Raw genomic sequence first — 13,528 nt, 5'->3', positions numbered from 1 at the left:
AGTCCCCCCTCTTTCCCGTACGCCCGTACCGACCGCCCCTGTCGAACCGCCAGGAGGCCCCTTCCCGCACCCGCCGGCCCGTTCCGGGCGGCGACCGACCACGGAGGTCCGCTACATCGTGACAACCCAACGAACTTCGAGGCGCAGACTGGCCGCCGGGGCGGCGCTCGCGGTCGCGGCCCTGGTGACCACCACCGCCTGCGGCGGTGGCGGCGGCAAGAGCGACGGCGGCGGCAAGGGCGGCAAGGCGGCGGGCTTCAACGCCGGTGTGAACAAGGTCGCCACCCCTGCCGACAAGAAGGGCGGGGAGCTGAAGTTCATCGGCACCCAGGACGCCGACTCGTGGGACCCGCAGCGCGGTTACTACGGCTTCATGTGGGACTTCGCCCGCTACTACACCCGCACGCTCGTCACCCCCAAGCCGGCCCCCGGCCTGGAGAGCGTGAACGTCGTCCCGGACATGGCCACGGACACCGGCCAGCTCTCGGCCGACAAGAAGACCTATACCTTCAAGCTCCGTTCCGGGCTGACCTGGGAGGACGGCCAGCCGATCACCACCCAGCAGATCAAGTACGGCATCGAGCGCACCTGGGCGACCGACAAGATCTCCGGCGGCCCGCTGTGGCTGATGCAGACCCTCGACCCGGGCAAGGAGTACAAGGGCCCGTACAAGGACGAGAGCAAGGACAAGCTCGGCCTGAAGGCGATCGAGACGCCGGACGAGAAGACGATCGTCTTCCATCTGCCCAAGCCCAACGGCGACTTCCTCCAGATGCTGGCGATCCCCGCCGCGGCCCCGGTCCGCCCGGACAAGGACACCGCCGAGAAGTACGGGTCCCGCCCGTTCTCCAGCGGCCCGTACAAATTCGTCTCCTACACCCCTAACAAGGGCCTGGAGCTGGTCCGCAACGACAAGTGGGACCGCAAGTCCGACCCGGTCCGCAAGGCTCTGCCCGACAAGATCACGGTCAAGCTCACCACCAACGCCGACGACATGGACAACAAGCTGCTCGCCGGCGAGTACGACCTCGACATCAACGCCACCGGCCTGGGCTCGGCCGGCCGGCAGAAGGCGATGAACTCGTACAAGGCCAACGTCGACAACCCGCAGACCGGCTTCATCCGCTACGCGGCCTTCCCGAAGACCGTCGCGCCGTTCGACAACGAGCACTGCCGCAAGGCCGTCATCTACGCCGCCGACCACACCTCGCTGCAGACCGCGCGCGGCGGCCCGCAGGCGGGCGGTGACATCGCGATCAGCATGCTCCCGCCGGTGGTCAAGGGCTTCGACCCGAACTACGACCCGTTCAACCTGAAGCAGGGCAAGCCCGACGAGGCCAAGGCCAAGGAGGAGCTGAAGGCCTGCGGCAAGCCCGAGGGCTTCAAGACCACGATCGCCGTGCGCAACAACAAGCCGCCGGAGGTCGCGACCGCCGAGTCGATGCAGGCGGCCCTGAAGAAGGTCGGCATCGACGCCCAGATCGACCAGTACGACGGCGCCCAGTCCACCGGCATCATCGGCGCCCCCAAGAACGTCAAGGACAAGAACTACGGCATCATCATCATGGGCTGGGGCGCGGACTTCCTCAGCGGCCAGGGCTTCCTCCAGCCCATCACCGACGGCCGCTTCATCCAGGAGAGCGGCAACCAGAACTACACCGAGCTCAACGACCCCGAGATCAACAAGCTCTACGACCAGGCCATCGCGGAGATCGACGTCGAGAAGGCGGGGAAGATCTACCAGGAGGCCAACAAGAAGGTCACCGAGGGCGCCTGGTACCTGCCCTTCGTCTACGACAAGACCATCACCTGGCGCAGCTCCCGGCTGACCAACGCCTACACCGCCGACTCCTACAACGGACGTTACGACTACGCCTCCCTCGGCGTCGCCAAGTGACCAGGCGCCATGGAGTGACCGCGCGTCGCCGAGCGACCACGCGTCGCCGAGTGACAGGCGCCGTCAAGTGACAGACCGTACGCGCCGCCGGCGCACCCGCCGCTAGGCCCGAAGGGCAGGTGAGGGCCGCGCGCGGCGGTTCGGGGACCCCCGGGCGATACGGGGGTCCCCGGCCGCCGCCGGCCGACCGCAGTGTTCGCTTATATCGTCAGGCGGCTGTTCGCCGTCATCGTGATGCTCCTCGTGGTCACCCTGGTGACCTTCGGCATCTTCTTCGCGATCCCCAAGCTCACCGGGGCCGACCCCGCCGCGCTCTACGTCGGCAAGCAGGCGGACCCGGAGACCATCGAGGGCATCCGGCAGAAACTCGGGCTGTCCGACCCGATCCTGGTGCAGTTCTGGCACTTCGTCACCGGCATCGTCGCCGGGCGGGACTACACCGGCGGCGGCACCACCGTGCACTGCGACGTGCCCTGCTTCGGCTACTCCTTCCGCACCGAGCAGGACATCTGGCCGGTGCTCCAGGACCGGGTGCCGGTGACGCTGTCGCTGGCCGCGGGCGCCTGTGTGCTGTGGCTGATCGGCGGGGTGACCACCGGTGTGGTCTCCGCCCTCAAGCGCGGCAGCCTCTGGGACCGCGCGGCCATGACCGTCGCCCTGGGCGGCGTCTCGCTGCCCATCTACTTCACCGGCCTGGTCTCGCTCGCGATCTTCTCCTACGGCCTGGGCTGGGTGGACGGCGACTACGTCGACTTCGCCGACGACCCGGCCGGCTGGTTCAGTGGGCTGATCCTGCCCTGGATCACCCTCGCCTTCCTCTACGCGGCCATGTACGCCCGGCTCACCCGCGCCACCATGCTGGAGATCCTGGGCGAGGACTACATCCGCACCGCCCGCGCCAAGGGGCTGCGGGAACCGGTGGTCATCGGCAAGCACGCCATGCGCTCCACGCTGACCCCGGTCCTCACCATCCTCGGCATGGACCTCGGCGCCCTCGTCGGCGGCGCGATCCTCACCGAGACCACCTTCAACCTGCCGGGCCTGGGCCAGGCGGCCGTGAAGGCCATCAGCGACCGCGACCTGCCGCTGATCCTCGGCGTGACGCTCATCGCGGCGACCGCCGTCGTCGTCGCCAACCTCGTGGTCGACCTCCTGTACGCCGTGATCGATCCCCGAGTGAGGCTCTCGTGACCACCACACCCGTGCCCGGCGGCGGCGCCGTCGGCGAGCCGGTCGACGGCACGGCCCGGCCGACCGCCTTCCTCGACGTCCGCGACCTGCGCATCCACTTCCCCACCGACGACGGCCTGGTGAAGTCCGTCGACGGGCTCTCCTTCCAGCTGGAGAAGGGCCGCACCCTCGGCATCGTCGGCGAGTCCGGCTCCGGCAAGTCCGTGACCTCGCTGGGCATCATGGGCCTCCACACCGTCGGGCAGTACGGCCGCCGCAAGGCCCGCATCAGCGGCGAGATCTGGCTGGACGGCACCGAGCTGATGAGCGCCGACCCCGAGAAGGTGCGCCGGCTGCGCGGCCGCGAGATGGCGATGATCTTCCAGGACCCGCTGTCGGCCATGCACCCCTACTTCACCGTCGGCGCCCAGATCGTGGAGGCCTACCGGGTCCACCACGACGTGGACAAGAAGACCGCCCGCAAACGCGCGGTCGAGCTGCTGGACCGGGTCGGCATCCCCCAGCCCGACCGGCGCGTCGACGACTACCCCCACCAGTTCTCCGGCGGGATGCGCCAGCGCGCGATGATCGCGATGGCGCTGGTCAACAACCCCGAGCTGCTGATCGCCGACGAGCCCACCACCGCCCTGGACGTCACCGTGCAGGCCCAGATCCTGGACCTGATCCGCGACCTCCAGAAGGAGTTCGGCTCCGCCGTCGTCATCATCACCCACGACCTGGGCGTGGTCGCCGAGCTCGCCGACGACATCCTGGTGATGTACGGCGGCCGCTGCGTGGAACGCGGCCCGGCCGAACGGGTCTTCCGCTCCCCCCAGCACCCCTACACCTGGGGCCTGCTGGGCTCGATGCCCCGGATCGACCGCGAGCAGACCGAGCGGCTGATCCCGGTCAAGGGCTCCCCGCCCAGCCTGATCAACGTGCCCTCCGGCTGCGCCTTCAACCCGCGCTGCCCCTACGCGGACGTCCCCAAGGGCGGGGTCACCCGCACCGAGCGCCCCGAACTGCGCCCGGTCCCCGGCGCGGAGGGCGGCCGGCCGCACCACTCCGCCTGCCACCTTCCGCCCGAGGAGCGCACCCGCATCTGGACCGAAGAGATCGCGCCGAAGCTTTGAAGGAACAACAGAAGGATCAACAGATGACGATCCCCGCGCAGTCGGCGCCCGAGGCCGGCGAGACCCTGCTGAAGGTCGAGGGCCTGGTCAAGCACTTCCCGATCGTCAAGGGCCTGCTGCGCCGCCGGGCGGGCGCGGTGCGGGCCGTGGACGGGCTGAGCTTCGACGTGCGCGCGGGGGAGACCCTGGGCGTGGTGGGCGAGTCAGGGTGCGGCAAGTCGACCATGGGCCGGCTGATCACCCGGCTGCTCGAACCCACCGACGGGCGGATCGAGTTCGAGGGCAAGGACATCACCCATCTCAATGTGGCGGGGATGCGGCCCATGCGCCGCGACGTCCAGATGATCTTCCAGGACCCGTACTCCTCGCTGAACCCCCGGCACACCGTCGGCACGATCGTCGGGGCGCCGTTCCGGCTCCAGGGCATCGCGCCCGAGGGCGGGGTGAAGCGGGAGGTCCAGCGGCTGCTGGAGCTGGTCGGCCTCAACCCCGAGCACTACAACCGCTATCCGCACGAGTTCTCCGGCGGCCAGCGCCAGCGCATCGGCATCGCGCGGGCCCTCGCGCTCAAGCCCCGGCTGGTCGTCGCCGACGAGCCGGTCTCCGCGCTGGACGTCTCCATCCAGGCCCAGGTGGTCAACCTCCTGGACGACCTCCAGGAGGAGCTCGGGCTGACCTACGTCATCATCGCCCACGACCTGTCGGTCATCCGGCACGTCTCGGACCGGATCGCGGTGATGTACCTCGGCAAGATCGTGGAGCTGGCCGACCGCGCCTCGCTCTACGAGACGCCCATGCACCCCTACACCAAGGCGCTGCTGTCGGCCGTGCCCGTGCCGGACCCGGGGCGGCGTGCCGAGCGGGTGGGGGCACCTCCCGGCGGTAGCCGGGGGAGGATCCTGCTCACGGGCGACGTGCCCTCGCCGATCTCCCCGCCCGCCGGCTGCCGCTTCCACACCCGCTGCTGGAAGGCGACGGAGGTGTGCGGGAGGGACGAGCCGCCGCTGCTCACGCTGCGGACCGGTCACCAGGTGGCCTGCCATCACCCGGAGAACGCACCGGAAGCACCCGAACCGGTGACGGAAGGTGCGGGCGCGTAAGCGGCGTGCGAGGCTGGCTCGTGATGATCGAAATGACGATGATCGAAATGACTTGGTAAAGACCTGAGCACCGCGAGGCGGGGGAGTGCAGAGTCGGCGCGTTCGCCGCTACATGCGCTCGCACGTTCGAAGGGACGGCTCATGGCACTCTCCCGCCCGCTCCGGGACCTCTCCATACGCTCGAAGGGCCGCCGGACCCCGGTCCGGCTCCTCGCCCTGGCCACGGCCACCGCCTCGGCCTGGGTGCTCGCGGCCGCCCCCATGGCGTCCGCCCGCTCCGACCGGTCCGCCTGGCCCACCGCCGGCGCCCCCGGCATAGGCGACACCTACTTCCCCGAGCTGGGCAACGGCGGTTTCGACGCCCTCCACTACGATCTGGACGTCGGCTACACACCCTCCAGCGGCCGGCTGGACGGCAGGACGACCGTCACCGCGCGGGCCACCCAGAGCCTCTCCTCCTTCGACCTGGACCTCCAGCAGCTCACGGTCTCCAAGGTCGAGGTGAACGGCCTGCCCGCCGCCTTCTCCCGGGTGGGCGACGAGATCCGGATCCGTCCGGCGCTCCCACTGGTCAAGGGCCACACCTTCACCACGACCGTCACCTACGGCGGAATACCCCAGCCGCTGAGCGGCCCCATCATCTTCGGCTCGAAGTACGGCTGGATGAAGACCAAGGACGGCGTCTTCGTGGCGTGCGAGCCCAACGCCGCCTCCACCTGGTTCCCCTCCAGCGACCACCCCTCCGACAAGGCCACCTTCGACATCACCATCCGGGCCCCCAAGGGCCTGACCGCCGTCTCCAACGGCAGACTCCTCGCCACCCGCGACCGGGGCGACACCACGATCACCCACTGGCGGGAGAGCAAGCCGATGGCGCCCTACCTCGCCACCGCCACGATCGGGAAGTTCGACGTGCGCAAGGGCGTCACCCCCGGCGGCACCCCCATCTACGTCGCCACCAATCCCGCCCTGCCCACGGACAAGCTCGACTTCTACGGCATCACCGCCGAGGCCACCGACTACTGGTCCAAGCTCTTCGGCCCGTACCCCTTCGAGGAGACGGGCGCCATCGTCGACGACATGCCGCAGGCCGAGTTCTCGCTGGAGGTCCAGACGAAGCCCGTCTACTCCGCCGTGCGCGACGAGTCGACGGTCGTCCACGAGCTGGCCCACCAGTGGTTCGGGGACTCGCTGTCCGTCGAGCGGTGGAAGGACGTCTGGCTCAACGAGGGCTTCGCCACCTACGCCGAGTGGCTGTGGGACGAGCACAAGGGCCGCAAGAGCGCCCACCAGTCCTTCCTGGAGGCGTACAACGCCCACGGCGACGGCGACGCCTTCTGGAAGCTCGACGTGGCCGACCCCAAGCGCGACACGATGTTCTCGCGGTCCGTCTACTTCCGGGGCGCGATGACCCTCCAGATGCTGCGCGAGCGCATCGGCGACAAGGCGTTCTTCAAGCTGCTGCCGCTGTGGACCAAGCTCCACAAGGGCGGCAACGTCCGCACCGCCCAGTTCACCGGCCTGGCCGAGGCGGTCTCCCACCAGGACCTGAGCGATTTCTTCCGGACCTGGCTCTCCACGCCGCAGAAGCCGAAGCTGCCGTAGCCGGGCCGTCGCCGGCTGCCGTAGCCGACTGCCGTAGTCGGACCGTGGCCGCCGGAGGCGCGCCGGTCCGCATACCGGGACGAGTCGGGAGCGCGGCCGCCGGCGCGTAAGAATGTCTGGTGCTCACCGATCTGTTCAGTCCCTCCGTCCAGCACTCGCTCGACCTCGCCGGGATCTTCGTTTTCGCCATGTCGGGCGCCCTGCTCGGCGTCCGCAAGAACTTCGACGTCTTCGGCATGGCCGTGCTGGCGGAGGTCACGGCGCTGGGCGGCGGGCTGTTCCGGGACCTGATCATCGGAGCGGTGCCGCCCGCCGCCTTCACCGACCTGGGGTACTTCCTCACCCCGCTGGTCGCCACCGTGATCGTCTTCTTCCTCCACCCGGAGGTGGAGCGGATCACCAAGGCGGTGAACGTCTTCGACGCCGCCGGGCTCGGGCTGTTCTGCGTCGCGGGCACGGTCAAGGCCTACGGGCACGGGCTCGGCCTGACCTTCGCCGCGACGCTCGGCCTGGCCACGGCCGTCGGCGGCGGCGTGCTGCGCGACGTCCTGGCCCACGAGGTGCCCTCGCTGCTGCGCTGGGACCGCGACCTGTACGCCGTGCCCGCCATGGTCGGCTCCACCATGGCCGCGCTGCTCATCCGCTACGACGCGCTCAACGTCTCCACCAGCATGCTGTCCGCCGCCGTCGCGTTCGTCCTGCGGCTGCTCGCGATGCGCTACCACTGGCGCGCCCCGCGCGCCTGGCACCGCCGCAGCGCCGCCGTCGAGGACCCCACCCAGGGATGAGACCGTCCGGACCGAACGCCGGACGTAACGTTTTCGCATTAGCGTTCTCGCATGGCTCCGGCAACCATCGGCGACAGCGAGTTCGACCGGGACACCGCGATCTCGGCCAACGGGCCGGGCGGCTACGACGCCCGCCTCCACCCTGGCTGGACCGTCTTCGGCCCCCTCAACGGCGGCTACCTCCTCGCCCTGCTCGCCCGCGCCCTGCGCGACACCCTGCCCCACCCCGACCCGTTCACCGTCACCGCCCACTATCTGAGCGCCTCACGGCCCGGCCCCGCCGTCATCCGCACCGAGCCGCTCCGCACGGGCCGCTCGCTCTCCACCGGCCAGGCCCGCCTCCTCCAGCGCACCGAGGACGGCACCGAGACCGAGCGCGTCCGCGTCCTGGCCGCCTACGGGGACCTGGCCGTCCTCCCCGACGACGTCCGCACCATCGCCACGCCCCCGCCCCTGCCGCCGTACGAGGAGTGCCGGGGCCTCCTCGACCCCGGACCGGCCCCGGCGGTGCCCGTCCCCGAGATCGTCCACCGGCTCGACTACCGCCTCGACCCGGCCACCACCGGCTGGATGACCGGCCGGCCGAGCAGCCGGGGCGAGATCCGCGCCTGGTACGGCCTCGCGGACGGCCGCGCCCCCGACCCGCTCTCGCTGCTGCTGGCCGTCGACTCGCTGCCGCCCACCGCCTTCGAGTACGGCGTCACCGGAGTGGTGCCCACCGTCGAGCTGACCGCCCACATCCGGGTGCGCCCCGCCCCCGGCCCCCTCCGGATCCTCAAGACCAGCCGCAATCTCGCGGGCGGCTACATGGAGGAGGACGCGGAGGTCTGGGACAGCCGGGACCGGCTCGTCGCCCAGTCGCGCCAGCTGGCCAGGCCCGCCCTCTGAGCGGCCGCCGGGCCTCCTTCCGGCTCAGACCTCCCGGCCGAGCCACGCCGCCAGCCGCGCGTAGGCGTCCGCGCCCTCGGGGGCCGGACGCACCGGCCCGAACGGCACGGGCGCGCCGCGCCGCCCCGCCGGGAGCACCCGGCGCGCCCACCGGAGGGCGTACTCGGCGAGCTCCTGGTCCAGGGGCAGCGGGTGGCCGAGGGCGGCGGACAGGTCCCAGGTGTGGGCGACCGTCTCCAGCACACAGCCGGAGGAGAGGTACGCCCGGCCCGGCAGCTCGCCCCACGGCACGGACACCGGCGCGTCCAGCTTCGCGTCGTCGGCCCACACCTCGTCGAAGAGCGCGCGGGCCTCGTCGTAGGCCCGGAGCCAGCCGTCGTCCGGCACGCCCTCGGCGGCCTCCAGCGTCACGTCAGCGCCGGTACGGCCGAGCTCGGCGGCCGCACGGACACCGCCCACGAGATGCGCCAGCAGACCGCGCACGTCGAACCCGTCGCAGGGCGTGGGGTCGCCGAGCGCCTCGGGCTTCACCCGGGCCATCAGGGCCGCCACCTGGCCGGTGGCACGGGCGTGGAGGGGGCGGGGGTCGAGGTCGAGGTCCATGGGTCACTGCTCCTTGCGGACGGGGTGATCGGTCGAACGGTCGGTCGTTCGAGGAGCACCCTCCCGCCAAAACCTGACACCTGCCGTCAAGTTTGATCCAAGATTGATCATGTGAAATCCGACCGGCTGCTGTCGATACTCCTGCTGCTCCAGAACCGCGACCGGGTGCCCGCCGCCGAGCTCGCCCGGCGCCTGGAGGTGTCCGTCCGCACGATCTACCGCGACGTCGAATCCCTCTCCGCCGCCGGTGTGCCCGTCTACGCCGAACGCGGCCGCCACGGCGGCATCGCCCTGCTCCCCGGCTACCGCACCGACGTCACAGGCCTCACCGCCGACGAGGCCCGCGCCCTGTTCGTCCTGGCCGGCCCGAGCGCCCACGCCGACCTCGGCCTCGACGGCGCCCTGGGCTCCGCCCTGCGCAAGGTCATGGCCGCCCTGCCCGCCGTCCACCGCCCCGCCGCCGAGGCCATCAGCCGCCGCATCCACATCGACCCCGTCCGCTGGGCGGCTCCCACCGCCGCCGTCGACCTCGGCGAGCTGCGCACCGCCGTCTTCACCGACCTCCGGCTGCGCCTGCGCTACCGCCACGGCGGCACGGCCGAACCGAGCACGTACACCGTCGACCCCTACGGCCTCGTCGCCAAGGCCGGCGTCTGGTACCTCGTCGCCGACCACCGCGGCCGCCCCCGCCTCTACCGCGCCGACCGGGTGCTGAGGGCGAACCTCACCGACGAGCCGGTACGCCGGCGGGCCGGCCTGGAGCTGACGGACGTCTGGGAGGAGCTGCGCCGCGAGGTCGAGGGCCGGCCCGCGGAGCTCCTGGTGACGGCCCGGGTACGCCGCTCCCGCCTCGCCACGCTCCTGCGTCTGCGCGGCCGGGAGCTCACCGGGCCGCCGTCCGAGGGCGACCCCGCGACCGTGGAATTCGCCTTCGCCGGCCCGGAGGACGCGCGATCCCTGCTGGCCTACGGCCCGGACCTGGAGGTGATCTCGCCGGAGCCGGTACGGCGGGAGCTGGCGGCGGCCGCCCGGGCCGTGGCGGAGCTGTACGACCCCGGGCGCAAGCGGATGCCGCCTCCGGGGCTGGAACACCCCGCCACGGTCCCGGACCGGGCCTCGTAGAATCGTGCCCACCATGGCCTACCTCGACCACGCCGCCACCACCCCCATGCTCCCGGAGGCGGTGACGGCGATGACCGCCCAGCTGCCCCTCGCCGGCAACGCGTCCTCGCTGCACGCCGCGGGCCGCCGCGCCCGCCGCACGGTCGAGGAAGCGCGCGAATCGCTCGCCGCCTCGCTCGGCGCGCGCCCCAGCGAAGTGGTCTTCACCGCGGGCGGCACCGAAGCCGACAACCTCGCCGTCAAGGGCCTGTTCTGGGCACGCCGCGCCGCCGACCCGGCCCGTACGCGCGTCCTGGCCAGCCCCGTCGAGCACCACGCGGTGCTCGACGCGGTCCACTGGCTCGCCGAGCACGAGGGCGCGACCGTCGAATACCTGCCGGTCGACTCCTACGGCCGGGTCCACGCCGACGCCCTCCGCGAGGCCATCGCCCGTAACCCCGACGACGTGGCCCTCGCCACGGTGATGTGGGCCAACAACGAGATCGGCACGGTGATGCCGGTCCGCGAACTGGCCGACGCGGCTTCGGAGTTCGACGTTCCGCTGCACGCCGACGCCGTGCAGGCCGTCGGTCAGCTCGACGTGGACTTCGCCGCCTCCGGGCTCGCCGCGATGACCGTCAGCGGCCACAAGATCGGCGGCCCGTACGGGATCGGCGCCCTGCTGCTGGGCCGCCAGTACACGCCCGTACCGCTGCTGCACGGCGGCGGCCAGGAGCGGCACGTGCGCTCCGGCACCCTCGACGTCCCGGCGATCGCCGCCTTCGCGGTGGCGGGCCGGCTGGCCGCCGAGCGGCGCGCGGACTTCGCCCGGGAGATCGGGGCGCTGCGGGACGAGCTGATCGAGGGCGTCCGGGCCGCCGTCCCCGACGCGGTCCTCGGCGGCGACCCGGACCCGGCGGGCCGGCTGCCCGCCAACGCCCACTTCTCCTTCCCGGGCTGCGAGGGCGACTCCCTGCTCCTCCTCCTCGACGCCCAGGGCATCGAGTGCTCGACCGGCTCCGCCTGCACGGCCGGCGTCGCCCAGCCCAGCCACGTCGTCCTGGCCACGGGCACCGACCGCGACCTGGCCCGCGGCACCCTGCGCTTCTCCCTGGGCCACACGTCGACGCGCGAGGACGTCACGGCGGTGATCGACGCGATCGGCCCGGTGGTGGACCGGGCCCGAACGGCGGGACTGAGCTAGGCGGGCTGAATTCAGCCCCTCCGGCGTTTGAGGAGCGGGGTCTGGGGCGGAGCCCCAGGAAACGGTGAAAGGGCGGGGCTGGGGCTCAGCCGCCCGCAGGGCCCGCCGCCCGGACCAGCCGCAGGTACCGGTCCCAGTCCCAGTGCGAGCCGGGATCCGTATGGTCCGTACCCGGCACCTCGGAGTGCGCCACAATATGCCTCCGGTCCACCGGAATCCCGTACCGCCCACAGATCCCCGCCGCCAGCCGCGCGGACGCCGCGTACATCGCGTCCGTGAAGTCGCCGGGCCGCTCCACGTACCCCTCGTGCTCGATCCCGACACTGCGCTCGTTGAACGCCCGGTTCCCCGCGTGGAACGCCACGTCCAGCTCGCGGACGGTCTGTGCCACATGCCCGTCCCGCCGCACGACATAGTGCGCGGCCGCCTGGTGCAGCGGATCGCGGAAGACCCGCAGGGCTTCTCCGTAGTCGCCCTGCACCACGTGGACGACGATCCGGTCGACGTCGTAGTCGTCCGGCCGTGAGGCCCGCCGCCAGTTCGCCGACGACGCGGCGACCCACTCGGCGCCCGGGTGGTCGACCGCCCCGTCCGTCCGGGGCCGCTCCCGCCCCGCCACGCGCCACCACCAGCGGGCGAGCTCGTCCCGCCCCGCGTACCCGGCCGCGCCGGCCGCCGTCACGGCGCTGGCGCCGCCGATCAGCAGCGCCCGACGCCCGACGCCACGCTTCCGCTCCGCTTCCACCGGCGCCGCTTCCGCCCGCTCCGCTTCCGCCCGCTCCGCTTCCACCCGCGCCCCCGTCCCGGCGGGGCAGGCGCCCCGTCCTGAGCGGAAACGCCCGCGCCACCCGCCCGGTTCCGGGCACCCCGTACCCTGGGAGGGCTATGACTGACTTCCCCGGTGCACCTTCAGGCCCCCGCGACGGACGTCGCCTCCGTGTGCTCGCCGCCATGTCCGGCGGCGTCGACTCCGCCGTCGCGGCGGCCCGTGCCGTCGAAGCCGGGCACGACGTGACCGGTGTGCACCTCGCGCTGTCCGCGAACCCGCAGTCCTTCCGCACCGGCGCGCGCGGCTGCTGCACCATCGAGGACTCCCGCGACGCCCGCCGGGCCGCCGATGTGATCGGCATCCCCTTCTACTGCTGGGACCTGGCCGAGCGCTTCCGCGAGGACGTCGTCGAGGACTTCGTCGCCGAGTACGAGGCCGGGCGCACGCCCAACCCCTGCCTGCGCTGCAACGAGAAGATCAAGTTCGCCGCGCTGCTGGACAAGGCCCTCGCGCTGGGCTTCGACGCGGTCTGCACCGGCCACTACGCCACGGTCGTACGAGGCGAGGACGGCACCCGCGAGCTGCACCGCGCCAGCGACATGGCCAAGGACCAGTCGTACGTCCTGGGCGTCCTGGACGAGCGCCAGCTCGCCCACGCGATGTTCCCGCTGGGCGACACGATCACCACCAAGGACGAGATCCGCGCCGAGGCGGAGCGCCGGGGCCTGGCCGTGGCGAAGAAGCCCGACAGCCACGACATCTGCTTCATCGCCGACGGCGACACCCAGGGCTTCCTGGCGAAGCGGCTGGGCCGGGCCGAGGGCGACATCGTCGACGAGGCCGGCAACACGGTCGGCACCCACGAGGGCGCCTACGGCTTCACCATCGGCCAGCGCAAGGGCCTGCGCATAGGCCGCCCGGCCCCGGACGGCAAGCCGCGCTACGTCCTGGACATCTCCCCGGTGAACAACACCGTGACGGTGGGCCCGGTGGAGGCCCTGGACGTCTCGGCCCTCACCGCCATCAAGCCCCGCTGGTGCGGCGTGGCCCCGGCCGGCCCCGGCACGTACACGGCCCAGCTGCGCGCCCACGGCGGCGAGACCGAGGTGACGGCCGAGCTCGTCGGCGACGAGCTCCGCGTCCGCTTCACCGAGCCGGTCCGCGGCGTGGCCCCCGGCCAGGCGATCGTCCTCTACGACGACACCCGCGTCGTCGGCTCTGCGACGATCGCGACGACGGAGCGGGCCGCCGCGCGGGCGGGTCAGTAGGT

12 protein-coding genes are annotated in these 13,528 nt (G+C 72.1%); 10 read left to right on the top strand and 2 right to left on the bottom strand.

The features are described 5' to 3' along the window. Positions 1 to 118: 118 nt before the first annotated feature. From ACFYZR_RS10480 to ACFYZR_RS10450, 7 genes are all read left to right on the top strand, one after another. A complete protein-coding gene (locus ACFYZR_RS10480) occupies positions 119 to 1,897 on the top strand; it encodes an ABC transporter substrate-binding protein (RefSeq protein ID WP_391907867.1) in 1,779 nt (592 codons plus the stop codon). 192 nt (positions 1,898 to 2,089) lie between these two features. Then, a complete protein-coding gene (locus tag ACFYZR_RS10475) occupies positions 2,090 to 3,088 on the top strand; it encodes an ABC transporter permease (RefSeq protein WP_391907865.1) in 999 nt (332 codons plus the stop codon). Next, positions 3,085 to 4,200 (top strand): ABC transporter ATP-binding protein, encoded by a 1,116-nt coding sequence (locus tag ACFYZR_RS10470; RefSeq protein ID WP_391907862.1) that lies wholly within the window; start codon positions 3,085 to 3,087, stop codon positions 4,198 to 4,200. Before ACFYZR_RS10475 ends, ACFYZR_RS10470 begins: the two co-directional genes overlap by 4 nt. Before the next feature lie 23 nt (positions 4,201 to 4,223). Next, positions 4,224 to 5,300, top strand: a complete 1,077-nt coding sequence (locus ACFYZR_RS10465; protein WP_391907860.1) for an ABC transporter ATP-binding protein — start codon at positions 4,224 to 4,226, stop codon at positions 5,298 to 5,300. A 141-nt stretch (positions 5,301 to 5,441) separates the two neighbouring features. Continuing rightward, entirely contained in the window at positions 5,442 to 6,905 is a 1,464-nt protein-coding gene (locus ACFYZR_RS10460) for a M1 family metallopeptidase (protein ID WP_391907857.1), read from the top strand. A gap of 119 nt (positions 6,906 to 7,024) precedes the next feature. Next, positions 7,025 to 7,693: a trimeric intracellular cation channel family protein gene (locus ACFYZR_RS10455; protein WP_391907854.1), complete on the top strand. Its 669-nt coding sequence runs from the start codon at positions 7,025 to 7,027 to the stop codon at positions 7,691 to 7,693. A 51-nt stretch (positions 7,694 to 7,744) separates the two neighbouring features. Beyond that, positions 7,745 to 8,581, top strand: a complete 837-nt coding sequence (locus ACFYZR_RS10450; protein WP_391907851.1) for a thioesterase family protein — start codon at positions 7,745 to 7,747, stop codon at positions 8,579 to 8,581. 24 nt (positions 8,582 to 8,605) lie between these two features. Here the strand turns inward: ACFYZR_RS10450 and ACFYZR_RS10445 are convergent, their stop codons facing one another. After that, positions 8,606 to 9,184 (bottom strand): TIGR03086 family metal-binding protein, encoded by a 579-nt coding sequence (locus ACFYZR_RS10445; RefSeq protein ID WP_391907849.1) that lies wholly within the window; start codon positions 9,182 to 9,184, stop codon positions 8,606 to 8,608. A gap of 111 nt (positions 9,185 to 9,295) precedes the next feature. On the opposite strand from ACFYZR_RS10445, the gene ACFYZR_RS10440 reads away from it, so the two are divergent. Together ACFYZR_RS10440 and ACFYZR_RS10435 are read left to right on the top strand one after the other, a co-directional pair. Beyond that, positions 9,296 to 10,306, top strand: a complete 1,011-nt coding sequence (locus ACFYZR_RS10440; RefSeq protein WP_391907846.1) for a helix-turn-helix transcriptional regulator — start codon at positions 9,296 to 9,298, stop codon at positions 10,304 to 10,306. A gap of 13 nt (positions 10,307 to 10,319) precedes the next feature. Next, positions 10,320 to 11,489: a cysteine desulfurase family protein gene (locus ACFYZR_RS10435; protein WP_391907843.1), complete on the top strand. Its 1,170-nt coding sequence runs from the start codon at positions 10,320 to 10,322 to the stop codon at positions 11,487 to 11,489. An 85-nt stretch (positions 11,490 to 11,574) separates the two neighbouring features. Here the strand turns inward: ACFYZR_RS10435 and ACFYZR_RS10430 are convergent, their stop codons facing one another. Continuing rightward, positions 11,575 to 12,279: an N-acetylmuramoyl-L-alanine amidase gene (locus tag ACFYZR_RS10430; RefSeq protein WP_391907838.1), complete on the bottom strand. Its 705-nt coding sequence runs from the start codon at positions 12,277 to 12,279 to the stop codon at positions 11,575 to 11,577. 95 nt (positions 12,280 to 12,374) lie between these two features. Between ACFYZR_RS10430 and mnmA the strand changes: the two genes are divergently transcribed. Continuing rightward, complete coding sequence (mnmA, locus tag ACFYZR_RS10425; protein ID WP_391907835.1) at positions 12,375 to 13,526, top strand: tRNA 2-thiouridine(34) synthase MnmA; 1,152 nt, start codon at positions 12,375 to 12,377, stop codon at positions 13,524 to 13,526. The last annotated feature ends 2 nt before the right edge of the window (positions 13,527 to 13,528 follow it).

It is taken from the genome of Streptomyces sp. NPDC001678, from assembly GCF_042892945.1.
Taxonomy (GTDB): domain Bacteria; phylum Actinomycetota; class Actinomycetes; order Streptomycetales; family Streptomycetaceae; genus Streptomyces.
This window is presented reverse-complemented; position numbering and strand designations above follow the sequence as displayed.

Excerpts from the sequence above, each read along its gene's own strand:
- ACFYZR_RS10465 (WP_391907860.1), top strand. The coding sequence starts at position 4,224 with ATGACGATCCCCGCGCAGTCGGCGCCCGAGGCCGGCGAGACCCTGCTG.
- ACFYZR_RS10460 (WP_391907857.1), top strand. The coding sequence starts at position 5,442 with ATGGCACTCTCCCGCCCGCTCCGGGACCTCTCCATACGCTCGAAGGGC.
- ACFYZR_RS10450 (WP_391907851.1), top strand. The coding sequence starts at position 7,745 with ATGGCTCCGGCAACCATCGGCGACAGCGAGTTCGACCGGGACACCGCG.
- ACFYZR_RS10445 (WP_391907849.1), bottom strand. The coding sequence starts at position 9,184 with ATGGACCTCGACCTCGACCCCCGCCCCCTCCACGCCCGTGCCACCGGC.
- ACFYZR_RS10435 (WP_391907843.1), top strand. The coding sequence starts at position 10,320 with ATGGCCTACCTCGACCACGCCGCCACCACCCCCATGCTCCCGGAGGCG.
- mnmA (WP_391907835.1), top strand. The coding sequence starts at position 12,375 with ATGACTGACTTCCCCGGTGCACCTTCAGGCCCCCGCGACGGACGTCGC.